This is a genomic window from Sphingomonas guangdongensis, from assembly GCF_900199185.1.
Taxonomy (GTDB): domain Bacteria; phylum Pseudomonadota; class Alphaproteobacteria; order Sphingomonadales; family Sphingomonadaceae; genus Sphingomonas; species Sphingomonas guangdongensis.
This window is the reverse complement of record NZ_OBMI01000003.1, coordinates 538,886-560,407: the sequence shown is the minus strand read 5'-3', so window position 1 is coordinate 560,407 and position 21,522 is coordinate 538,886. Positions and strand designations below refer to the sequence as shown.

At 69.1% G+C, this 21,522-nt stretch carries 20 protein-coding genes; 13 read left to right on the top strand and 7 right to left on the bottom strand.

All coding sequences use genetic code 11. The features are described from left to right. Positions 1–13 precede the first annotated feature (13 nt). From dnaG to CRO12_RS14785, 3 genes are read right to left on the bottom strand one after another with little or no spacing between them, the layout of a single operon-like run. Entirely contained in the window at positions 14–1,855 is a 1,842-nt protein-coding gene (gene dnaG, locus CRO12_RS14795; protein ID WP_097064812.1) for a DNA primase, read from the bottom strand. 4 nt (positions 1,856–1,859) lie between these two features. Further along, positions 1,860–2,525, bottom strand: a complete 666-nt coding sequence (locus CRO12_RS14790; RefSeq protein WP_097064811.1) for a DUF2490 domain-containing protein — start codon at positions 2,523–2,525, stop codon at positions 1,860–1,862. Further along, positions 2,525–2,977, bottom strand: a complete 453-nt coding sequence (locus CRO12_RS14785) for a GatB/YqeY domain-containing protein (protein ID WP_097064810.1) — start codon at positions 2,975–2,977, stop codon at positions 2,525–2,527. Before CRO12_RS14785 ends, CRO12_RS14790 begins: the two co-directional genes overlap by 1 nt. 99 nt (positions 2,978–3,076) lie before the next feature. On the opposite strand from CRO12_RS14785, the gene carA reads away from it, so the two are divergent. The 5 genes from carA to CRO12_RS14760 all read left to right on the top strand — a co-directional run bounded on the left by carA (position 3,077) and on the right by CRO12_RS14760 (position 9,338). Continuing rightward, positions 3,077–4,255 (top strand): glutamine-hydrolyzing carbamoyl-phosphate synthase small subunit, encoded by a 1,179-nt coding sequence (carA, locus tag CRO12_RS14780; RefSeq protein ID WP_097064809.1) that lies wholly within the window; start codon positions 3,077–3,079, stop codon positions 4,253–4,255. A 65-nt stretch (positions 4,256–4,320) separates the two neighbouring features. After that, a complete protein-coding gene (locus tag CRO12_RS14775) occupies positions 4,321–4,812 on the top strand; it encodes a hypothetical protein (protein WP_179641049.1) in 492 nt (163 codons plus the stop codon). After that, positions 4,813–8,136 (top strand): carbamoyl-phosphate synthase large subunit, encoded by a 3,324-nt coding sequence (carB, locus tag CRO12_RS14770; protein ID WP_097064807.1) that lies wholly within the window; start codon positions 4,813–4,815, stop codon positions 8,134–8,136. Between the two features lie 81 nt (positions 8,137–8,217). After that, a complete protein-coding gene (gene greA / locus CRO12_RS14765) occupies positions 8,218–8,694 on the top strand; it encodes a transcription elongation factor GreA (protein WP_097064806.1) in 477 nt (158 codons plus the stop codon). 20 nt (positions 8,695–8,714) lie between these two features. Continuing rightward, on the top strand, positions 8,715–9,338 hold the full coding sequence (locus CRO12_RS14760) for a rhomboid family intramembrane serine protease (RefSeq protein ID WP_245858541.1): 624 nt from the start codon (positions 8,715–8,717) through the stop codon (positions 9,336–9,338). 21 nt (positions 9,339–9,359) lie between these two features. On the opposite strand, the gene CRO12_RS14755 is transcribed toward CRO12_RS14760, so the two are convergent. Then, a complete protein-coding gene (locus CRO12_RS14755; RefSeq protein WP_097064805.1) occupies positions 9,360–9,989 on the bottom strand; it encodes a carbonic anhydrase in 630 nt (209 codons plus the stop codon). 121 nt (positions 9,990–10,110) lie between these two features. Here CRO12_RS14755 and lipA point away from each other — a divergent pair, with 121 nt between their 5' ends. Both lipA and CRO12_RS14745 read left to right on the top strand, forming a co-directional pair. Then, a complete protein-coding gene (lipA, locus tag CRO12_RS14750; RefSeq protein WP_097064804.1) occupies positions 10,111–11,046 on the top strand; it encodes a lipoyl synthase in 936 nt (311 codons plus the stop codon). Then, positions 11,030–11,512, top strand: a complete 483-nt coding sequence (locus tag CRO12_RS14745) for a type II toxin-antitoxin system RatA family toxin (protein WP_097064803.1) — start codon at positions 11,030–11,032, stop codon at positions 11,510–11,512. Before lipA ends, CRO12_RS14745 begins: the two co-directional genes overlap by 17 nt. Here CRO12_RS14745 and CRO12_RS14740 read toward each other — a convergent pair. The 3 genes from CRO12_RS14740 to CRO12_RS14730 are packed head-to-tail and all read right to left on the bottom strand — an operon-like array spanning position 11,452 to position 13,646. Then, entirely contained in the window at positions 11,452–11,985 is a 534-nt protein-coding gene (locus tag CRO12_RS14740) for a CinA family protein (protein WP_097064802.1), read from the bottom strand. The genes CRO12_RS14745 and CRO12_RS14740 overlap by 61 nt on opposite strands. Beyond that, a complete protein-coding gene (locus tag CRO12_RS14735) occupies positions 11,982–12,506 on the bottom strand; it encodes a hypothetical protein (RefSeq protein ID WP_097064801.1) in 525 nt (174 codons plus the stop codon). The genes CRO12_RS14740 and CRO12_RS14735 overlap by 4 nt, the downstream gene beginning before the upstream one ends. A 3-nt stretch (positions 12,507–12,509) precedes the next feature. Beyond that, entirely contained in the window at positions 12,510–13,646 is a 1,137-nt protein-coding gene (locus CRO12_RS14730; protein ID WP_097064800.1) for a bifunctional 2-C-methyl-D-erythritol 4-phosphate cytidylyltransferase/2-C-methyl-D-erythritol 2,4-cyclodiphosphate synthase, read from the bottom strand. 94 nt (positions 13,647–13,740) lie between these two features. On the opposite strand from CRO12_RS14730, the gene dusB reads away from it, so the two are divergent. Genes dusB through hfq form a run of 6 tightly spaced genes read left to right on the top strand, consistent with a single transcriptional unit; the run spans position 13,741 to position 21,522 of the window. Further along, positions 13,741–14,733: a tRNA dihydrouridine synthase DusB gene (gene dusB / locus CRO12_RS14725; protein ID WP_097064799.1), complete on the top strand. Its 993-nt coding sequence runs from the start codon at positions 13,741–13,743 to the stop codon at positions 14,731–14,733. Then, entirely contained in the window at positions 14,730–15,779 is a 1,050-nt protein-coding gene (locus CRO12_RS14720) for a two-component system sensor histidine kinase NtrB (protein ID WP_245858540.1), read from the top strand. Before dusB ends, CRO12_RS14720 begins: the two co-directional genes overlap by 4 nt. Then, positions 15,776–17,221, top strand: a complete 1,446-nt coding sequence (gene ntrC, locus CRO12_RS14715; protein WP_097064797.1) for a nitrogen regulation protein NR(I) — start codon at positions 15,776–15,778, stop codon at positions 17,219–17,221. The genes CRO12_RS14720 and ntrC overlap by 4 nt, the downstream gene beginning before the upstream one ends. 52 nt (positions 17,222–17,273) lie before the next feature. Continuing rightward, a complete protein-coding gene (locus tag CRO12_RS14710) occupies positions 17,274–19,529 on the top strand; it encodes a sensor histidine kinase (RefSeq protein WP_245858539.1) in 2,256 nt (751 codons plus the stop codon). Further along, positions 19,526–20,899 (top strand): nitrogen assimilation response regulator NtrX, encoded by a 1,374-nt coding sequence (gene ntrX, locus CRO12_RS14705; RefSeq protein WP_097064796.1) that lies wholly within the window; start codon positions 19,526–19,528, stop codon positions 20,897–20,899. Before CRO12_RS14710 ends, ntrX begins: the two co-directional genes overlap by 4 nt. A 29-nt stretch (positions 20,900–20,928) precedes the next feature. Next, entirely contained in the window at positions 20,929–21,522 is a 594-nt protein-coding gene (hfq, locus tag CRO12_RS14700; RefSeq protein WP_281253422.1) for an RNA chaperone Hfq, read from the top strand.

Below are 21,522 nucleotides of genomic sequence, written 5' to 3'. Positions count from 1 at the left end.
CTCGAGTACGTGCCTACTGCTCTTTGTCGTCCAACATCAGATTTGCAAGCCGCGCTTCCAAGCCCTGACGCTCCTTCACCAGCGCAACCTGCGCGGCAAAGGCATCCTCGTCGCACCGCGCCGCCACCGCCGCAGTCGCCTCCGCAAGCGCTGCGTCGACCGCCGGGCGGGCAACCAGCACCGCGATCGCCTCGTCCAGATCGGCGCGGACGCGGCTCTCATCCGCGTCACGCTGCGTAAAGCTGAACGGCAGCGAGTCGGCACGAAGCAGATCGGTGGCAATGGTATCGAAGCCGGACCGCGCCAATATGGTGAGGAGGTGCGTGCTATCAAGCACCTGATCTTCAAGGGCAACGTCGATCACCGCCTCGAACAGCCGGCCGAGCGAGCCGCCCGCCCGCTTGAGCGATCCGAGCACCTCCATGTGGCGCGCGATCTCCGCCGGGTGCCGGATCAGTCCGGCGATCACCGCCTTGGCGAGCACGGGATCGATCCCGCTGGCGTTGAGCGCACGGGCGCTCGGGGAGGGCGGCTCGGGCGGAGGAGTCCATTTCTGCCCCGGCTTCCGGGCCACGCGCGGCACGAAGGCGCGGGGCGCGGGGGCGAACTGCGCGTCGGCGCGCCGGCGGAACTCGGCGGTATACTCGTACTTGACGTTCCCGTCGCCGATCGTGCCGGCGAGCGCGGCCAGCCGCGCCTTCAGCCCGGCGCGCTGCTCGGGCGTGTCGACCGGCTCGGCCGCGAGCTCATGCGCCCACAGGCGGTCGACCAGCGGCTCGGCGGCGGCGAGCAGCGCCTCCATTGCGGCCGCCCCCCGCTGGCGGACGAGGTCGTCGGGATCGAGCCCATCCGGCAGGGTGACGAACGATAGGCTCCGCCCCGGCGCGAGCAGCGGCAGCGCGCGCGTGGCGGCGCGGATCGCCGCCTTCTGCCCGGCGGCGTCACCGTCGAAACACAGGATTGGCACGTCGGCGATGCGCCACAGCCGCTCGAGCTGATGCTCGGTGAGGGCGGTGCCGAGCGGGGCGACGGCCTCCGCGATGCCCGCCTGCGCGAGCGCGATCACGTCCAGGTAGCCCTCGACCGCGATGACGCGACCCGACTTGCGGGCGGCGGGCAGCGCCCGGTCGAGGTTGTAGAGCGTCCGCCCCTTGTCGAAGAGCGGGGTCTCGGGCGAGTTGAGATATTTTGGCTCGCCTGCGCCGATGATGCGGCCACCGAACGCTACAGGGCGTCCGCGGGGATCGCGGATCGGGATCATCAAGCGCCCGCGGAAGCGGTCGTAGGGCGCCTTCTCGTCCACGGCGATGAGCAGCCCGGCCTCGACCAGTATCGCGTCGCCGTAGCTCTTCAGCGCCTCCTTCAGCTTGCCGCGCGAATCGGGTGCGAAACCGAGCGCGAAGCTACGGGCGGTCTCGGCCGAGATCCCGCGCTTCTCCAGCACGCCCCGCGCCTCCGCGCCGGCGATGCCGTGCAGTTGCTCGGTGAACCAGGCGGTGGCGTCCGCCATCGCTTCGTGTAGCCCGCGCGCCTTCTCCGCCCGCTCGGCGGAGCGCTTGTCGGCGGCCGGTACCTCCATGCCCGCGGCCTGCGCGAGTTCCTTCACCGCATCCATGAAGGGCAGCCCGCGCTGGTCGGTCATCCACCGGATCGCGTCGCCATGCGCTCCGCAGCCGAAGCAGTGATAGAAGCCCTTGTCGTCGTTCACGTAGAAGGACGGGGTCTTCTCGTCATGGAACGGGCAGCACGCCCGGAACTCCCGCCCGGCGCGCTGGAGCTTGGTGGTGCGGCCGATCAGGCCCGAGAGCAGGGTGCGATGGCGAAGTTCGTCGAGGAAGGCGGGGGTGAGACTCACCGCGTCACAATGTCAGATTGAGCGTGACACTCGCAATGTGGTTGTGCCGATCCGCCCCGCGCTGACGGATGGGCTCGTACATGTAACCAGGTTCTGCGCGGAGCGTGCGCGACAGCGGAACGGAAAGGCCGGCGAAGTTTCGCGCCCGGTCAAAGCCGGTCGGTTGGCCCCAATCGGTCCGGTTCAGTCCCAGGAACAGCTCGGACCAGCCGACCGCCTGTACCCCCTGGTCCCCCACAGGCGCAGTCAGCCGCAGCAATTGCCGGAAGCGCACACCCGTGTCCTCACCCTGCACCAGCGAGCGCTGCTCGAGCCGGGAGCGGCCGGAGAGCGTCACGCCCTTGCCATCACCAGCGATTCGGAAGGTCGCCTGCTGCCAGACCCGGTGCTCGTTGGTGCGTGCGGGGCCCGGCGGATTGGTGAACACGTGCGCATAGCCGACGAACAGCGTGGTGGTCGGCGACACGCGGTAACCGACGCCGGGCCGCAGCAGCACCTGATTGAGCCGCGACACGTCGTTCGACGTGCGTGCCTGCCCCTCCAGCCAAACCACCACCCTGTCGCTAACAGTTACTGTCGCAGTTGCGGCGCTCCAGGCCTGAACGTCGTCTTCTGCCAGCGCCGGGGCCGCGGCTAACAGCGCGGCCACGGCCAACCCGGCACGAACCATCAACTGAGCGCCGCCTTTACCAGCCCGCTCGCCTTGCTCATGTCGAGCACGGCGGCGTGGCGGCCCTTCAGCTCGGCCATGACGCGGCCCATGTCCTTCATGCCGCTCGCACCCAGCTCGCCCTTGATCGCCTCGATCGCGGCGCGGGTCTCGTCGTCGGAGAGGGTCTGCGGCAGGAAGCGCTCGATCACCGCGACCTCGTTCGCCTCCGCCGCGGCGAGTTCGGGGCGGCCGCCCTTCTCGTACATGTCGATCGATTCGCGGCGCTGCTTGACCATCTTCTGCAGCACCTCGACGACCAGCGCGTCGTCGCTGTCCGGGGCCTTACCGGTGCGCGCCTCGATGTCGCGGTTCTTGATGGCGGCCTGGATCAGGCCGATGGCGGCGCGGGCGTCCTTGTCGCCGCTCTTCATGGCGGCGATCTGGGCGGCTTTGATGTCATCTCGAATCATGGCGTCGGGCTCTAGCGCCGGTTGACGGGAGGGGCGAGGGGGCCTAGCGGCGGCGGCTTAGCGACATAGCTGAACCTGCACTGGAGTGACCGCCCGACCATGGCCGCCGCCGATCCCCTTGCCGTGCCTGAAGGTGCCACCGGAGTTCTCGTTCTCGCCAGTGGAGACGTCGTCTGGGGCCGCGGGTTCGGGGCCGAGGGGCAGGCGGTGGGAGAGGTCTGCTTCCACACCGCGATGACCGGGTACCAGGAGATCATGACCGACCCGTCGTTCGCGGGCCAGATGATCTGCTTCACCTTTCCCCACATCGGCAACGTCGGGGCGAACCCCGACGACGTGGAGGCGGACCAGCCCCACGCGCTCGGCATGATCGTCCGCGAGGACGTGACCGAGCCCAGCAACTTCCGCTCGGCCGAGCACCTGACGCACTGGATGAAGAAGCACGCGCGGATCGGCCTGGCGGGCATCGACACCCGCGCGCTGACCCGCCGCATCCGGGAGGGCGGGGCACCGAACGGCGTCATCGCCCACTCGCCGGACGGGGTGTTCGACGTCGCGCAGCTGCTCGACATGGCGCGGGCCTGGCCGGGGCTGGAGGGCATGGACCTGGCGAAGGCCGTGACCCGCGAGACCCACGGCGGCTGGGACGGCGGGGTGTGGCGGCTCGGCTTCGGCTACCACGAAAAGTTAGGCGAAAGTGATGCTGCCGATTCCGGCCGCCCGCACGTCGTCGCGATAGATTATGGTAGCAAACACAACATCTTCCGCAACCTTGTTGAGGCTGGAGCGAAGGTGTCGGTGGTACCGGCGACCGCGACCTACGACCAGATCATGGCGCTCGCCCCCGACGGCATCTTCCTGTCGAACGGCCCGGGCGATCCCGCCGCGACCGGCGAGTATGCGGTGCCGGTGATCCGCCAGCTGCTGGAGACGGACAAGCCGCTGTTCGGCATCTGCCTCGGCCACCAGCTGCTCGGCCTCGCGGTCGGCGCGCGCACCACCAAGATGTTCCAGGGCCACCGCGGCGCCAACCACCCGGTCAAGCGGCTGAGCGACGGCGCGGTCGAGATCACGTCGATGAACCACGGCTTTGCGGTGGAGCGCGAGAGCCTGCCCGCCAACGCCCGCGAGACGCATGTGTCGCTGTTCGACGGCAGCAACGCGGGGCTGGAACTTACGGATCGAGTTGCGTTCAGCGTGCAGTACCACCCGGAGGCGAGCCCGGGGCCACAGGACAGCTTCTATCTGTTCGAGCGGTTCGTAGGGGGACTCCGGTGATTGACGCGACGGTACAGTCGCCAGTCGTAGCCGAGCTGCGGCCGTGCGGCTTGACCGGAAAGGACGTGGCGATCCGCTACGACGATGAGCTTCAATCAACGATCGTAACGATCAATCGATCGGCAAAGGTCGATGTATCGCGTTTTTCGTGCATCCGTCAGGCAGCTTGGGGCAAGGCAGACGTGAGCTTCGAGGATGGTCAGCTAGATCAGCTATATCGTACCTTCGATGATGAAGTAGGTCGCGCAGACGGGCGTGCTGTTGCTCGCGCCTGGTTTGCTCAGCAAGGTATGCTCGACCGTATGCCAAGCTTCTCCCCAGGTGAGCCAGCCTCGTCTGCGATCGCCAAGGTCGAAGCTTTTTGCGGGATCAAGCCGGGTACGGCTTTCGAGGAGCAATATCCGGGCTTGGTGTCGGTCAGACGCGACTTCCTGACTGTTCCGATGCAGCCCGCCGCCGAGTGCCTCTTCTACGCCATGGCAGCAATCGACACGGAGCAACTCGGCTTCAAGTTCGGCTTCATCGGCAACGAAGTCCTACCCAAAGAAAAGAAGTAGATGCCCAAACGCACCGACATCTCCTCCATCCTCGTCATCGGCGCGGGGCCGATCGTTATCGGGCAGGCGTGCGAGTTCGATTATTCGGGCACGCAGGCGATCAAGGCGCTGAAGGAGGAGGGCTACCGGATCGTCCTGGTGAACTCCAATCCGGCGACGATCATGACCGATCCGGACCTGGCCGACGCGACCTATGTCGAGCCGATCACGCCGGAGATCGTCGCCAAGATCATCGCCAAGGAGCGCCCGGACGCGGTGCTGCCGACGATGGGTGGGCAGACCGCGCTCAACACCGCGCTGGCGCTCCAGCGCGACGGCACGCTGGACCAGTACGGCGTGCAGATGATCGGCGCGGATGCCGAGGCGATCGACAAGGCCGAGGATCGCCAGAAGTTCAAGGCGGCGATGGACAAGATCGGGCTCGAGTCCGCCCGCTCGGCCATTGCTCATACCGAGGCGGAGGCGCTGGAGGGACTGGAGAAGGTCGGGCTCCCTGCGATCATCCGCCCGTCCTTCACGCTCGGCGGTACGGGCGGCGGCGTCGCCTACAACCGCGAGGAGTTCCTGGACATCGTCCGCAAGGGGCTGGACGCATCACCCACTACCGAGGTGCTGATCGAGGAATCGCTGCTCGGCTGGAAGGAGTATGAGATGGAGGTGGTCCGCGACCGCGCGGACAACGCCATCATCGTCTGTTCGATCGAGAACATCGATCCGATGGGCGTCCACACCGGCGACTCCATCACCGTCGCGCCGGCGCTGACGCTGACGGACAAGGAATATCAGATCATGCGCAACGCGAGCATCGCGGTGCTGCGCGAGATCGGGGTGGAGACGGGCGGCTCCAACGTCCAGTTCGCGGTCAATCCGAAGGACGGCCGCCTGATCGTCATCGAGATGAACCCGCGCGTGTCGCGATCCTCCGCGCTCGCCTCCAAGGCGACCGGCTTCCCGATCGCCAAGGTCGCGGCGAAGCTCGCGGTCGGCTACACGCTCGACGAGATCGAGAACGACATCACGGGGGCCACCCCGGCCGCGTTTGAGCCCACCATCGATTATGTGGTGACCAAGATCCCGCGCTTCGCGTTCGAGAAGTTCAAGGGCGCGGAGGCGGTGCTGTCGACCGCGATGAAGTCGGTCGGCGAGGTGATGGCGATCGGCCGCAACATTCACGAATCGATGCAGAAGGCGCTGCGGGGGCTCGAGACGGGTCTCTCCGGATTCAACACAGTCGATCGCCTCGCCGGGCGCCCCCGCGCGGAGATCGAGGCGGCGCTCGCGGTCGCGACGCCTGACCGGCTGCTGGTCGCGGCGCAGGCGCTGCGCGAAGGCTTCACGGTCGCGGAGGTCCACGCGATCGCCAAGTTCGATCCCTGGTTCCTCGAGCGGATCGCCGAGATCATCGCGGCCGAGCAGGGCGTGATCGAGAACGGCCTGCCGCAGGACGCGGCCGGGATGCGCCGGTTGAAGTCGATGGGGTTCAGCGACAAGCGGCTCGCCTATCTCGCGCTCACCTCCGCGGGGCTGCGCGACCGTTATCAGGCGCGCGGCGGGCTGATCCACGAGCTCGCCAAAGCGATGACCGGCGGCACCAACGAGGCCGAGGTGCGCGCGCTGCGTCACAAGCTCGGCGTCCGGCCCGTGTTCAAGCGCATCGACACCTGCGCCGCCGAGTTCGACGCCAAGACGCCCTACATGTACTCGACCTACGAGGCGCCGTCATTCGGTGAGCCGGAGAACGAGGCGCAGCCCTCCGACCGGCGCAAGATCGTCATCCTGGGCGGCGGGCCGAACCGGATCGGGCAGGGGATCGAGTTCGATTACTGCTGCTGCCACGCCTGCTTCGCGCTGGCGGACGCGGGCTACGAAACGATCATGGTCAACTGCAACCCGGAAACGGTCAGCACCGACTATGACACCAGCGACCGGCTCTATTTCGAGCCGCTGACGGCCGAGGACGTGCTGGAGATCCTCCACGTCGAGCAGAGCCGTGGGCAACTGGTCGGCGTCATCGTCCAGTTCGGCGGGCAGACCCCGCTCAATCTCGCGCAGGCGCTGGAGGACGCGGGCATCCCGATCCTCGGCACCAGCCCGGACGCGATCGACCTGGCCGAGGACCGCGAGCGGTTCGCGGCACTCGTTGCCAAGCTGGGGCTGACCCAGCCTGCCAACGGCATCGCGCGCAGCCGGGACGAGGCAATCGCGGTGGCGGAGCGGATCGGCTACCCCGTGCTGATGCGGCCGAGCTACGTGCTCGGGGGCCGCGCGATGGAGGTAGTCGACGGGCCTGCGCAGCTCGACGACTATATCCAGACCGCGGTGCAGGTGTCCGGCACGTCGCCGGTCCTGATCGACAGCTACCTGCGTGACGCGATCGAGGTCGACGTGGACGCGATCTGCGACGGTACCGACGTGGTGGTCGCGGGCGTCATGCAGCACATCGAGGAGGCGGGCGTCCACTCGGGCGACAGCGCCTGCACGCTGCCGCCGTACAGCCTGGACGCGGCGACCGTCGCGGAGATCGAGCGGCAGGCCGACGCACTCGCCCGCGCGCTGGGCGTGGTCGGCCTGATGAACATCCAGTTCGCGGTCAAGGACGGCATCGTCTACCTGATCGAGGTCAATCCGCGCGCCAGCCGCACCGTGCCCTTCGTCGCCAAGGCGGTCGGCAGCCCGATCGCCAAGATCGCGGCGCGGGTGATGGCGGGCGAGAAGCTCGCGAACCTGCCGAAGATCAACCGCATCGACGGGCACATCGCGGTCAAGGAAGCGGTGTTCCCGTTCAACCGCTTCCCCGGCGTCGATCCGGTGCTGTCGCCGGAGATGAAGTCGACCGGCGAGGTGATGGGCATCGATCGCGACGTCGCCACCGCCTTCATGAAGGCGCAGCTGGGCGCCGGTACCGTGTTGCCGACCGGCGGCACGGTGTTCGTCAGCGTCAAGCCGAGCGACAAGCCGGTGATCCTGCCCGCCGCCAAGCTGCTCGCCGAGCAGGGCTTCACGATCGTGGCGACCAGCGGCACCGCCGACTACCTCCGCGCGAACGGCGTGACGGTGGAGACGGTGCTGAAGGTGGCGCAGGGGCGCCCCAACATCGTCGACCGGATCGTCGACGGCGACATCGCGCTCGTTTTCAACACGACGGAGGGCTGGCAGTCGCTGAAGGACAGCCAGGAGATCCGCAAGTCGTCGCTTTCGCAGAAGGTGCCGTACTTCACGACCGCCTCAGCCAGTGTCGCGGCGGCACGCTCGATCGCGCAGGCCGCGACCACCTCCCTTGAAGTGCGCCCGCTGCAGGCTTATTATTCGCAGTCGCACAGCTGATCCCCGACATTTTCGGTTGTTTGTGCGGGCGGCCTTTCAGGGAGGTCGTCTGGGGCTAGGGGCGTAGAGGACAAGCAAGAAATGGCGACGGTCGAGAAGATGCCGATGCTGGCCGAGGGCTACGAGAAGCTCCACGCCGACCTGAAGCGCCTGAAGGAAGAGCGCCCGCAGATCGTCGATGCGATCGAGGAAGCGCGCGCGCACGGCGACCTGTCGGAGAACGCCGAGTATCACGCCGCCAAGGAGCGGCAGGGCCAGATCGAGGCGTCGATCGCCGACATCGAGGACAAGCTGAGCCGCGCGCAGATCATCGATCCGACCGAGCTGTCGGGCGACAAGATCGTGTTCGGCGCGACCGTGACGCTGATGGATGAGGACGACAAGCCGGTCCGCTACCAGATCGTCGGCCAGACCGAGGCGGACGCCAAGACCGGGCGGATCAGCTACAATTCGCCGCTCGGCCGCGCGCTGATCGGCCGCCGCGTCGACGACGAGGTGGAGGTGTCGGTGCCGGCGGGCGACCGCTACTATCTCGTGAGCAGAATCGAGTTCATTTGATCGGACGGCAGGCGGCGCGCGTGGCGCCGGCCACGCTGGCGCTGGCGGTGCTGACCGCACTGGTCAGTGCCGCGATCAGCATCGGCGGGCTGGAGGATCAGGCGGCGGTCGCCGGCGGGTTCATGCCGCTGCGCGCGACGCTGCTCGCCGCCGGCGACGGTGCCGGCCTGGTTTCGTGGCTGCTGACCCCGCTCACCGCGACGCTGATCCACGGCGGGGTCATGCACCTCGCCTTTAACCTCATCACGCTGATCTTCTGCGGCATGGCGGTGGAGCGCGTCACCGGGTCGGGCGGCGCGCTCGTGCTGTACCTCGTCGGGGCCTATGCCGCCTGCGCGGCGCAGTGGGCGGCCGGGCCGCACTCGAGCGTGCCGATGATCGGCGCGAGCGGGGCGGCCTCGGCCCTCGTCGGCGCCTATGCGCTGCTCTACGGCCGCGCCCGCACCCGCGACATCGGGCCGGTGCCCGGCTGGCTGCTCCACGTCCTGTGGCTGCTCGCCGCGTGGACGGTGCTCAACCTCGCGATCGGGCTGCTCAGCGTCCAGGCCGGCATGCCGATCGCCGCGGCCGCGCATATCGGCGGCTTCCTCGCGGGCCTGCTGCTCTGCCGGCCCTTGCTCCTGTGGCGGTGGCGCCGCGCCTGAGACGGCGCCACCGCCGCGCGGTCAGGCGGGCGTGAAGTGGTTCTCTTCGTCGAGCACCCGCAGCTTGCCGTCCGCGATCGCGAACACCGCGCCGTGGATGTTGAGCGTGCCGTCGTCGAGCGCCTTCTGGATGAAGGGAAAGGTCTTGAGGTTCTCGATCGAGACGCGGACGCCTTCCTGCTCCAGCGCGGCCTGACCCTTGTCGGTGGCGCCGTGCTCCGCCAGCACCTTGTCGCGGGCGCCGTCGAGCAGCTTGATCCACTCGGCAACGAACCCGCCCTCGCCCGGCTTCGAGTCCTTGAGGCTCTTGGTGAGCGCCGCGTTGACGCCGCCGCACGCGCCGTGGCCGAGCACCACGATCTCCTCGACCTTCAGCTTGGTGACGGCGAACTCGATCGCCGCCGACACGCCGTGGAGGCCGCCCGACGGATCAAAGGGCGGAACCAGCGCGGCGACGTTGCGGACCACGAACACTTCGCCCGGGCGCGAGCCGAAGATCGTCGCCGGATCGACGCGGCTGTCCGAGCAGGAGATGATCATGACCTTGGGCGACTGGCCGGTCGCGAGCTCGCTCCAGCGCTCACGCTCCTCCAGCCACTCGGTCCCGCGGAACTTGTAGTAGCCGTCGATCAGCTTGGTGAAACCGGTCATGACAGATCCTCGTCGGTTGATGGGTTGGGGGGCGTCTAGAGCAGGACCGACAAACGCCGCCAGACCGCCGGCGGTGCCAGCAACCATTGTTTACGGTGACGTCACTGGCTATCTGGCGGCCATGAACGAGATGAGTCCGCTCGCCCGGCCGGCCGGGTCGGAAGCGCGCCAGCGCAAGCCCGACTGGATTCGGGTCAAGGCGCCGACCTCCGCCGGTTTCGCCGCGACCCGCGCGTTGATGCGGTCAAAGAGCCTGACCACCGTGTGCGAGGAGGCAGCCTGCCCCAACATTGGCGAGTGCTGGTCGAAGAAGCACGCGACGGTCATGATCCTGGGCGACACCTGCACCCGCGCCTGCGCCTTCTGCAACGTGAAGACCGGCATGCCGCGCGCCGTCGATCCGATGGAGCCGCAGAACGTCGCCGATGCGGCGGCGCAGATGGGGCTGGAGCACATCGTCGTCACCTCCGTCGACCGTGACGACCTGCCCGATGGCGGCGCCAGGCAGTTCGTCCGGGTGATCGAGGCGATCCGCCGCGCCAACCCGACCACGACGATCGAGATCCTGACGCCCGATTTCCGCAACAAGCACGAGGCGGCGGTTGAGGCGATCGTCGCGGCGCGGCCCGACGTCTACAACCACAATCTGGAGACGGTGCCGCGGCTCTACCCGACGATCCGGCCGGGGGCGCGCTATTACGCGTCGATCCGCCTGCTGGAGAGCGTCAAGAAGCTGGATCCGTCGATCTTCACCAAGTCGGGCATCATGCTGGGGCTGGGCGAGGAGCGGCTGGAGGTCCATCAGGTGATGGACGACATGCGCAGCGCCGACATCGACTTTCTGACGATGGGCCAGTACCTGCAGCCGACGCCGCGCCATGCCAAGGTGCAGGACTTCGTGACCCCGGCCGCGTTCGACGCCTATGCCGCGATCGCCCGCGCGAAGGGCTTCCTGCTGGTCGCCTCGTCGCCGCTCACCCGCTCGAGCTACCACGCCGGCGACGATTTCGCGAGGATGCGCGCGGCGCGCGAGGCGAAGCTTGCCCAAGCACGCTGAGACCCGGCAGCTTCCCTACTCGCCGGAGCAGATGTTCGACCTGGTCGCCGATGTCGGCCGCTACGGCGAGTTCCTGCCCTGGGTGAGCGCGGTCCGGGTCAGATCGAACGGCGAGACGGAGATGGTCGCCGACCTGATCGTCGGCTTCAAGGGGCTGCGCGAGAGCTTCACCTCCCGCGTGCAGAAGACGCGGCCCGAGCGTATCCACGTCGACTATCTGGAAGGGCCGCTGTCGCACCTCACCAATGACTGGGTGTTCCGCAGCGACGGGCAGGGCGGCTGCTTCGTCGACTTCGCGGTCGACTTCGCGTTCCGCAATCGCATGTTCGAGATGCTGGCAGGCCAGGTCTTCGACCGCGCGCTCCGCAAGATGATCGGCGCGTTCGAGGACCGCGCCCGCGCGCTCTACGGGGCGGGCGGGGCCGCCTCCGGCAGCAGCAGCTCGAGCGCGCAGAACACCGCCTGAAGCCGGATCCCGCCGCGCCCGTTGTCGTCGAACTGCTTGCGGTCGGCGACGATGTGGTTCGGATCGGCGCCTCGCTCGGCGCGGGCGAAGACGACCGTCCCGACCGGCTTCTTGTCCGATCCGCCGCCCGGGCCCGCGATCCCGGTGATCGCAACCGCGACGTCTGCGTCCGAGAGCCGGAGCGCGCCCTGCGCCATCTGCCACGCGGTCGCGACCGATACCGCGCCGAACGTCTCCAGCACCTCACCGCTTACCTTCAGCAGCTTGGCCTTGGCCTCGTTGGAGTAGGTGACGAAGCCGCCCTCGAACACGTCGGAGGAGCCCGCTACCTCCGTGATGGCGGCTGACACCAGCCCGGCCGTGCAGCTCTCCGCCACCGCGATCCGGCGCCCGGCGGCGCGGTTCGCCTCCACCACCCGCGTCGCCAGCGCGACGACATCGGCCGGGAGCAGCGTTTCCAGACGATCGGTCATCGTGTTTCTCCGGGCGGGCAGATGCGCGGCTGACCCGGGCGGGTGCGCTGCTCGGCCTGGGCAAGCTGCATGACGGTGACCAGCAGCGCGGCGGTATTAGCGGCCGGAAGCGGATCGAGCTGGCCGAGCAGCCGATCGATCACCGGGCAGTCCTTTGCCTTGATCTCCTGCGTGACGAGCGGCGCGACCATCGCCGGTACGACCGACCGCGCGATCTCGCTGTCGAGCAGCGACGCGCCGCTCGGGCCGACAATCTTGCGGAGCGCCTCCTTGGCGAGCGGCCACGACGCGTCATTCTGCCGGGCGAACCTGGCGGACAGCGTCGCGCCGGAGCGCCTGAGATAGGCGCCCGCCGGCAGGGCGGGCGTACAGGTCGTCACCGTCGCATCGATCAAGGTCGGACCCAGATTAAGCACCAGCGCCTCCGCCTCCCGCACAGGCAAGCACGATGCGGTCTGCGCTGACGCGGCCGGCGCAAGGCCGAGCGCCAGCAGGACAATCGGAAGGGCGCCGCGCACCATCGCCTACGCGCCCGGCACGCGAACGGTGGCGATCGCCTGCGCGGCGATCCCCTCGCCACGACCGGTGAAGCCGAGCCGCTCCGACGTGGTCGCCTTGATGCTCACCGCCTGCTCCGGAACCCCGAGGATCGCGGCGATCCGGCTCCGTATGGTGGCACGGTGCGGCCCGATCTTGGGTGCCTCGCAGATCAGCGTCAGGTCGACGAAGTCGATCACGCCGCCTTCCGCCCGGACCAGCGATGCGGCGTGGGCCAGAAACTGGTCGGAGGCGGCGCCGCGCCACTGCGGATCGCTCGGCGGAAAGTGGGTGCCGATGTCGCCCGCGCCGATCGTGCCGAGCAGCGCATCGGTGATCGCGTGGAGCGCGACATCGGCGTCGCTGTGACCGGAGAGCCCGCGGTCGTGCGGGATCAGCACGCCGCCGAGCCACAGCTCCTCGCCCGCCTCCAGCCGGTGGACGTCGAAGCCGGTCGCACTGCGCGACACCAGGCGAGCGGCCAGACGCGCCTCGGCGGCGGCGAAATCCTGCGGGTAGGTCAGCTTTTCCAACGCGTTATCGCCTTCTACCGTCACGACGTCGTATCCTGCCGCCCGCGCGACCTGGGCATCGTCGGTCGGCGTTGCGGCATCGTCCCACGCTTCGTGCGCCGCGACGATCGCGTCGTAGCGGAACGCCTGCGGCGTCTGCACGCGCAGCAGGCCGGCCCGTGGCACCACCGCGCCGAGCAGCGCATCACCGTGCGCCAGCGTATCCGCAACCGGCAGCACCGGCACTGCGCCCGCCGCCGTGCCGAGCGCGGCGAGCAGGCGATCGATCACCGGCGCGGGAAGCAGCGGGCGCGCGGCGTCGTGGATCAGCACGTGGGTGCAGTCGAGCGCGGCGAGGCCCGCGCGCACGGAGTCACGCCGCTCGATCCCGCCGATCACGGCTCGGACGCCCGCGGGCACCTGCGCCTCGTGACCGGCACCGATCACCACCAGTACCTGATCGATGCCGCCGTGCGCCTGGAAAGCGGCGACCGCGTGGGCGAGCACCGTGGAGCGGCCCAGCGGCGCGAACTGCTTCGGCACAGCGCCGCCCATGCGCTCGCCGCGGCCGGCGGCGACGATCAGGGCAGCGGTTCGAGCAGTGGCAGTCACGTCCGCCGCCTAGCCGACGCGGGGCGCCGCCGCCAGCCTTGCCGCTCGGCGTCTTTCCTCCTATGGCGTGCCTGTTTTTCAGGCAGAACCCGTGATGCTCGCTCCGCTTCAGATCGGTCCGGTCCGGATCGACACACCCGTGCTGCTCGCGCCCATGACCGGCGTGACCGACCTGCCGTTCCGGCGGGTGGTGCGCCGCTACGGTTCCGGCCTGAACGTCACGGAGATGGTTGCGAGCCAGGCCGCGATCCGCGAGACCCGTCAGTCGCTGCAGAAGTTCGCCTGGGATCCGATCGAGGACCCCGTCTCCATGCAGCTCGTCGGCTGCACACCCTATGAGATGGCGGAGGCGGCCAGGCTGTCGGAGGATCGCGGCGCCGCGATCGTCGACATCAACATGGGCTGTCCGGTCCGCAAGGTGACCAACGGCGACGCCGGCTCCGCGCTGATGCGCGACCTGCCGCTCGCCGCCGAGTTGATCCGGGCGGTGGTGAACGCAGTGAGCGTGCCGGTCACGCTCAAGATGCGGATGGGCTGGGATCACGCGAGCCTCAACGCGCCCGAACTCGCCCATATCGCGGAGGATCTCGGCTGCCGGATGGTCACGGTCCACGGCCGCACCCGCAACCAGATGTACAAGGGAAGCGCCGACTGGGGGTTCGTCGCACGGGTGAAGGAAGCGGTGGGCGTGCCCGTGATCGTCAACGGCGACATCTGCTCACCGGCTGATGCGCACGCGGCCCTCGCGCAGTCTGGCGCGGACGGCGTCATGATCGGGCGCGGCGCCTATGGCCGGCCCTGGCTGCTCCGCCAGGTCATGGACTCGCTTGCTGACCAGACACCGCGGGCCGATCCGTCGATCGACGAACAATATCGAACGATCACAGCGCACTACGACGACATGTTGACGCTCTACGGCAGGGAGACGGGCGTCAACATGGCGCGCAAGCACCTCGGCTGGTACACGCGCGGCCTTCACGGTTCCGCCGAGTTCCGCAACCGTGTCAACCAGGTGCCGGACCCGGACGTGGTGAAGGCGATGCTGGCCGAATTCTACGCGCCCTGGACCACGCGCGCAGCGGCGTGAGCGCGGCCGGGCCCGGGTTCGCCGAGCTGTTCTCGGCGCTGCCGGTCGCGACCCTGGTGGTCGATCCGGCCGGCAAGATCGCGCACGCGAACGCCGCATCGGAGACGCTGCTCAACTTTTCCGAGCGCGCCATGATCGGCCAGGACGTCGACCTGCTGGTCCGCTATCCGAGCAGCTGGGCCGAGCGGCGCGGCGGCCGCACCTTCGCCGCCTACGACGCCGACGTGGGGATCGGGCGGATCGGCCGGGCGCGAGTCGACCTGATCGAGTGCGACGTGCCCGATCGTTCGGGCTGGACGATCGTGACCTTGCGCCAGCACCCGCGCGGCCACGCGCCCGACCGGTCGGGCGGGGCGCGGGCGGCGATCGGCGCCGCCGCGATGCTTGCGCATGAAATCAAGAACCCGCTGTCTGGCATTCGCGGCGCGGCGCAGCTGCTGAGCGAGGGACTGGACGACGCGGCCGAGCTGACCGGGCTGATCACCAGCGAGGTCGACCGGGTCGCCGCGCTGATCGACCGGATGCAGGATTTCACCGACACGCGCCCGCCGCGTCTGTCGGCCGAGAACGTCTACCCGCTGCTCGGCCACGCGCGGCGGATCGCGGAGGCCGGCTTCGCGCGCGGCGTGCCGATCGAGGAGCGCTTCGATCCGTCGCTCCCGCCGGCGATGATCGACCGCGATGCCTTTACCCAGATCGTCATCAACCTGCTGAAGAATGCCTGCGAGGCGCTGGCGGGGGTGCCCGACGGGCGGGTGGTGCTCGCCACCGCCTATCGCCACGGCATGTCGGCCAGCCCCGGTCAGGGTCGCCCGCGCCGCCCGCTGCCGATCGAGCTCTCCGTGATCGATACCGGCCCGGGCGCGCCGGCGGACATTGCCGATCACCTGTTCGAGCCGTTCGTGTCCGGCAAGGCCGAGGGGCAGGGCCTCGGCCTGCCGCTGGTCGACAAGCTGGTGCGCGACATGGGCGGGCTCGTCACCTACTCACGCGAAGGAGAGCCGCCCGTGACTGTGTTCCGCCTGCTGCTGCCGCGGGCCGCATGACGTCGGGCAGGGTCCTGGTGTGCGACGACGACGCGGCGATCCGCACCGTCGTGTCGCAGGCGCTGCGCCGCAAGAGCTACGACGTCACGCTTGCCGGCAGCCTCGCCGAGTTGCGCGCGGCGCTCCGCCGTGGCGCGCCGGATGTGCTCATCACCGACGTGGTGCTGCCGGACGGTGACGGACTTCAGTTCGTCCCCGCGCTGCTGGCCGAGCACCCGCGCCTGCCGGTGGTGGTGCTGTCGGCACAGAACACGCTCTCCACCGCCGTGCGGGCGACGGAGGCGGGCGCGTTCGAGTATCTGCCCAAGCCGTTCGACCTCGACACGCTGACCGCCGCCGTCGGGGCGGCGATGGCGGGGCTGAGGCGCGGCCCCGGCGACGTCCTGGCGCCGAGCGACGAGAACCTGCCGCTGATCGGCCGGTCGCCCGCCATGCAGGATGTGTACCGGGTGATCGCGCGGGTCGTCTCCAACGATCTAACCGTGCTGATCTCCGGTGAGTCCGGCACCGGCAAGGAACTGGTCGCCCGCGCGATCCACGATCTGGGCCCGCGCCGGCGGGCACCGTTCGTCGCGCTCAACATGGCGGCGATTCCCCGCGACCTGATCGAGGCCGAGCTGTTCGGGCACGAGCGCGGCGCCTTCACCGGCGCGCAGGCCCGCGTCGCCGGCAAGTTCGAGCAGGCGGCGGGCGGCACGCTGTTCCTGGACGAGATCGGGGACATGCCGACGGACGCGCAGACCCGGCTGCTGCGCGTGCTGCAGTCGGGCGAGTTCACGACCGTGGGCGGCGCCCGCACCATCCGCGCCGACGTCCGCATCGTCGCCGCGACCAACAAGGATCTGGCCGCGCAGGTCGCAAGCGGCAGCTTTCGCGAGGATCTGTTCTACCGCCTGAACGTTGTGCCGGTCGCGCTGCCGGCGTTGCGCGAGCGGCGCGACGACGTGGCGCTGCTCGCGCGGCATTTCCTGGAGCGCGCGGTTGCCGACGGCCTGCCGCGCAAGCTGCTCGACGACGATGCGGTGGCGGCGCTGCGCGCGCACGACTGGCCGGGCAACGTCCGCGAGCTGGAGAATTTGATGCGTCGCCTCGCCGCGCTCAGCCGCGACGAGTGGATCGGCGCGGCGGAGATCGCGCGGCTGCTGGGGCAGGCGGCAGCGCCGGTGCCCGCCGACGATCCCGGGATCGCGGCCGCGGTGCTCGCCCGGCTCGACGCGCTGGCGCGGGAAGCGCCGGCGGCGCTCGACGACGGCACGCTCTACGACCGGGTCATAGCGGAGGTGGAACGGCCGCTGATCGCGGCCATGCTCGCCCGGCACGGCGGCAACCAGCTCCGCGCCGCCCGCGCGCTCGGAATCAACCGCAACACGCTGCGCAAGCGCCTCGACGAGTGGGGCATCATGACCGAGGAGGTACGGCAGACCGGGCGCGGGGCACGCTGACGAACCAAAATATGTGTTTTCCCTGCAACACTCTGCGTGTAACCGTGCCACGATGACCGTTGCCGCAGTGCCGATGACCGAGGGCGGGGCGCCAGCCCGCCGTCGGTCGGTCACGCCGGCGCTGGAGGTCATCGTCCTCGCCGTTGCGGTCGTCATCGCGATCGTCAGTTGGCGCGTGATCTCGGGCACCAGCCAGCCGACCCGGCTGCTCACCCCGCCGCTCGTGGCACTGCTGCTGACCGCCAACCTGATCCCCGGCATCGCGCTGCTGGTGCTGATCGGTCGCCGGATCGCGATTCGCCGCGCCCAGCGCTCGCCGGTCGGCGGGGAGGGGCGGCTCCATGTCCGCCTGGTGGCGCTCTTTTCCGTGCTGGCGAGCGTTCCGACGCTGCTCGTCACCATCTTCGCCTCGCTGCTCTTTCAGTACGGGGTGGAGTTCTGGTCGTCCGACCGCGCACGCGGGATGCTGGAGAACGCCAACGCGCTCGCGACGCAGAGCTACCGTCAGATCATCGCCGGGGTCGATCGCGAGACCATCACAATGGCGAGCGACATCAACGAGGCGTTGCAGCAGACTACCCTCGACAATCCGGAGTTCGCCCGCTTCCTCTTCTCGCAGGTTTATTTCCGCAACTTGTCGGAAGGGCTTCTCTTCTCGATCTCACCGCGTGGTGAGGTGCTGTCGATCGCGCTCGTCAATCCGTACGATCGTGATCTGACCAGCGAGATCAATCCCCAGGTCATCGGCCAACTCACCCGCACGACACGGAGCGTGACCAACACGACCGGCGACCGCATCTGGTCGATCACGCGCGTCGGCAGCCAGCCCAATCTCTACCTCTACGGCGCTCGGGTGACCGATACGGGGGAGATGGCGGCACAGTCGCGACGGGCCGAGGCCGTGCTCGCGGACTATCGCACGCTGGTCAGTCGCTCGCGCTCGCTCCAGCTGCAGTTCAACGCCGCGCTGCTCGCGGTATCGTTGCTGATCGTCGGCCTCGCCGTATTCGTCGCGCTCGCAGTCGCCGATCGGCTGGTCCGTCCGGTCGGCGAGCTGGTGGACGCGGCGCGGCGGGTGGCGGGTGGCGACCTGTCGGCGCGGGTGCCGGCGCCGCGTACGCGTGATGAGGTCGGCACGCTCGCCACCGCCTTCAACCGCATGACCGAGCGGCTGGGCGAGCAGACCGGCGCGCTGGTCGAGGCGACGGCTGAGGCGGAAAGCCGCCGCGTGCTGATCGAGGCGGTGCTCTCCGGCGTCAGCGCGGGCGTGGTCGCGGTGGAAGCGGATCGCCGCGTGCGGCTGCTGAACAGCTCGGCCCAGGCGCTGGTCGCGCCCGGCGGACGGTCGCTCACCGGCCAGCCGCTCGCCGAGGTCTCGCCCGAGCTGGACCAGCTGCTGCTGAGCGGTGCCCGCGACGGCATCGTCCAGATCGCGACGGGCGGCGAGGCCCGGACACTCGCGGTCAAGATCACCCGGGACGAGGGCGGGCACGTCCTGACCTTCGACGACATCACCCAGCAGTTGACGGATCAGCGCCGCGCCGCCTGGTCGGACGTCGCACGCCGGATCGCGCACGAGATCAAGAATCCGCTCACCCCCATCCAGCTCGCCGCCGAGCGGCTCCAGCGCCGCTACGGCAAGCTGGTGGAGGAAGGCGATACGACCTTTGCCCGCCTGACGGAGACGATCGTCCGCCAGGTCGGCGACCTGCGCCGGATGGTGGACGAGTTCTCCTCCTTTGCCCGCATGCCCAAGCCCGTCTTCCGCGAGGAGCAGCTGGTCGACCTCGCTCGCCAGGCGCTGTTCCTCCACGAGGTCGCGCACCCGGGCATCCGCTTCGCGCTGTTCTACCAGGACCCGGTGCCCGGCCTCGTGTGCGACCGGCGCCAGCTCGGCCAGGCACTGACAAACCTCGTCAAGAATGCCGTGGAGGCGATCGAGGCGCGGACCGGCGAGGAACTGTCGCCGGGTGAGGTGACGATCGTGATCGAGGGCGGGGAGGGCCGGACGGTGGCCGTCAGGATCGCGGACAACGGGGTCGGGCTGCCGGTCGAGCGCGACCGGATCGTCGAGCCGTACATGACCACCCGGGCGCGCGGCACCGGCCTCGGCCTCGCCATCGTCAAGAAGATCATCGACGAGCATTTCGGCACCATCGCCTTTGCCGACCGCGACGGCGGCGGTACCGTCGTCTCGCTCACCTTCGACGCGGCCGTGCTTGCCAAGCTGGCCGAGCCCGACCTGTCGAGCGACCCCGCCAATGATCCCAGCCCCGCCATGCTGACCCGAAGCCGGACGATTTCATGACCATCGATATACTTGTTGTCGACGACGAACACGACATCCGCGAACTGGTCGCGGGTGTGCTGGAAGATGAGGGGTACGAGACCCGCAGCGCCGCCGATAGCGATGCCGCGCTGGAAGCGATCGCGGCGCGGCGTCCGAGCCTGGTGCTGCTCGACGTATGGTTACAGGGCTCCCGGCTGGACGGGCTCGACCTGCTCGACGAGATCAAGCGGCGCGATCCCTCCGTCCCCGTGCTGGTGATCTCCGGCCACGGCAATCTCGACACCGCGGTCGCCGCGATCCGCCGGGGCGCGTCCGACTTCATCGAGAAGCCGTTCGAGGCGGAGCGGCTGCTGCTGCTGGTGGAGCGCGCCACCGAGACGGAGCGGCTGCGCCGCGAGGTCGCGTCGCTCCGCGCCTCCGTCGCCCGCGAGGACGACCTGACCGGCAGCTCCAACGCGATCAACGGCGTGCGCGCGACGCTGAAGCGGGTCGCCGCGACCGGCAGCCGTGTGCTGATCACCGGCGCGGCGGGCGTGGGCAAGGAGGTGGCGGCGCGGCTGCTCCACGGCTGGAGCGGCCGCGCGCAGGCGCCGTTCGTGATCGTGAGCGCGGCGCGCATGACGCCCGAGCGGGTCGAGGAAGAGCTGTTCGGGGTGGAGGAGGGGGGCGACCTCGTTCGGCCCGGGCTGCTGGAGCAGGCCCACGGCGGCACGCTGTTCCTGGACGAGATCGCGGATATGCCGATCGCCACCCAGGCGCGCATCCTGCGCGTCCTGACCGACCAGAGCTTCACCCGCGTCGGCGGCACCCGCGTGGTGAAGGTCGACGTGCGCGTGGTGTCCGCCACCGGGCGGGACCTGACCGCGGAGATTGCCGAAGGGCGCTTCCGCGAGGATCTCTACTACCGCCTCAACGTGGTGCCCGTGCACCTGCCGTCGCTCACCGAGCGGCGCGAGGACATCCCGCCGCTGGTCGAGCATTTCGTTGCCCACTACGCGAGTGAGCGGCGGGTGCCCACGCCGGAAGTCGCGCCCGACGCGATGGTGGCGCTGCAAAGCTACGAGTGGCCGGGCAACGTCCGCCAGCTCCGCAACGTGGTGGAGCGCACCGTCATCCTGGCGCCCGGCAACCGGATCGGCCGGATCGACGTCGACCTGCTGCCGCCTGAAGTACTAGGCAGCGGCGAGAGTGACGGCCGCGCCACCACCGCGATCATGGGCTCGCCGCTGCGCGAGGCGCGCGAGAGCTTCGAACGCGAGTATCTGCGCGTCCAGATCCGGCGGTTCTCCGGCAACATCAGCCGCACGGCGAGCTTCATCGGCATGGAACGCTCCGCGCTTCATCGCAAGCTGAAGCTGCTCGGGATTACGGAGACGCGGGAGGACTAGGTCGCGGGTGACCTAGACGCGCGTCTTTCGTGCTCCTACCTTCACATCGCCGGCATCGAGGTGATGCGCGGCGATCGACGCCGGACAGCGGCGCATCGCGGGACAGATCCCGCCAAGAACCGAAGGAGCCATCGATGGCCGACAAGCAGACCTCGCTCCAGGACCTGTTCCTGAACGCGCTGCGCAAATCCAAGACGCCCGTCACCATGTTCCTGGTCAAGGGCGTGAAGCTCCAGGGCATCGTCACCTGGTTCGACAATTTCTCCGTCCTGCTCCGCCGCGACGGGCAGTCGCAGCTGATCTACAAGCACGCGATCTCGACCATCATGCCGTCGGGACCGCTGGACGTGGAAGGGATCGTCGATTCCATTGGCGAAAACGGCAGCAAGAACCCGGGACTGCAGGAAATCTTCCTGAATGCGGTTCGTCGTCAGGAAGAGAATGTGACGATGTTCCTGGTCAACGGCGTCATGCTCCAGGGCGGGATCGTCGCGTTCGACCTGTTCTGCATGCTGCTGCAGCGCGAGGGCATGTCGCAGCTCGTCTACAAGCACGCGGTCTCGACCGTCCAGCCGGCGCATCCGCTGAACCTCGCCGACGAGCAGGCGGCAGGCGACGCCTGA

Bases quoted from the DNA above. Each gene is read 5' to 3' on its own strand.
- CRO12_RS14790 (WP_097064811.1), bottom strand. From the start codon at position 2,525: ATGGTTCGTGCCGGGTTGGCCGTGGCCGCGCTGTTAGCCGCGGCCCCG.
- CRO12_RS14785 (WP_097064810.1), bottom strand. From the start codon at position 2,977: ATGATTCGAGATGACATCAAAGCCGCCCAGATCGCCGCCATGAAGAGC.
- carA (WP_097064809.1), top strand. From the start codon at position 3,077: ATGGCCGCCGCCGATCCCCTTGCCGTGCCTGAAGGTGCCACCGGAGTT.
- carB (WP_097064807.1), top strand. From the start codon at position 4,813: ATGCCCAAACGCACCGACATCTCCTCCATCCTCGTCATCGGCGCGGGG.
- greA (WP_097064806.1), top strand. From the start codon at position 8,218: ATGGCGACGGTCGAGAAGATGCCGATGCTGGCCGAGGGCTACGAGAAG.
- CRO12_RS14755 (WP_097064805.1), bottom strand. From the start codon at position 9,989: ATGACCGGTTTCACCAAGCTGATCGACGGCTACTACAAGTTCCGCGGG.
- lipA (WP_097064804.1), top strand. From the start codon at position 10,111: ATGAACGAGATGAGTCCGCTCGCCCGGCCGGCCGGGTCGGAAGCGCGC.
- CRO12_RS14740 (WP_097064802.1), bottom strand. From the start codon at position 11,985: ATGACCGATCGTCTGGAAACGCTGCTCCCGGCCGATGTCGTCGCGCTG.
- CRO12_RS14735 (WP_097064801.1), bottom strand. From the start codon at position 12,506: ATGGTGCGCGGCGCCCTTCCGATTGTCCTGCTGGCGCTCGGCCTTGCG.
- dusB (WP_097064799.1), top strand. From the start codon at position 13,741: ATGCTCGCTCCGCTTCAGATCGGTCCGGTCCGGATCGACACACCCGTG.
- ntrC (WP_097064797.1), top strand. From the start codon at position 15,776: ATGACGTCGGGCAGGGTCCTGGTGTGCGACGACGACGCGGCGATCCGC.
- CRO12_RS14710 (WP_245858539.1), top strand. From the start codon at position 17,274: ATGACCGTTGCCGCAGTGCCGATGACCGAGGGCGGGGCGCCAGCCCGC.
- ntrX (WP_097064796.1), top strand. From the start codon at position 19,526: ATGACCATCGATATACTTGTTGTCGACGACGAACACGACATCCGCGAA.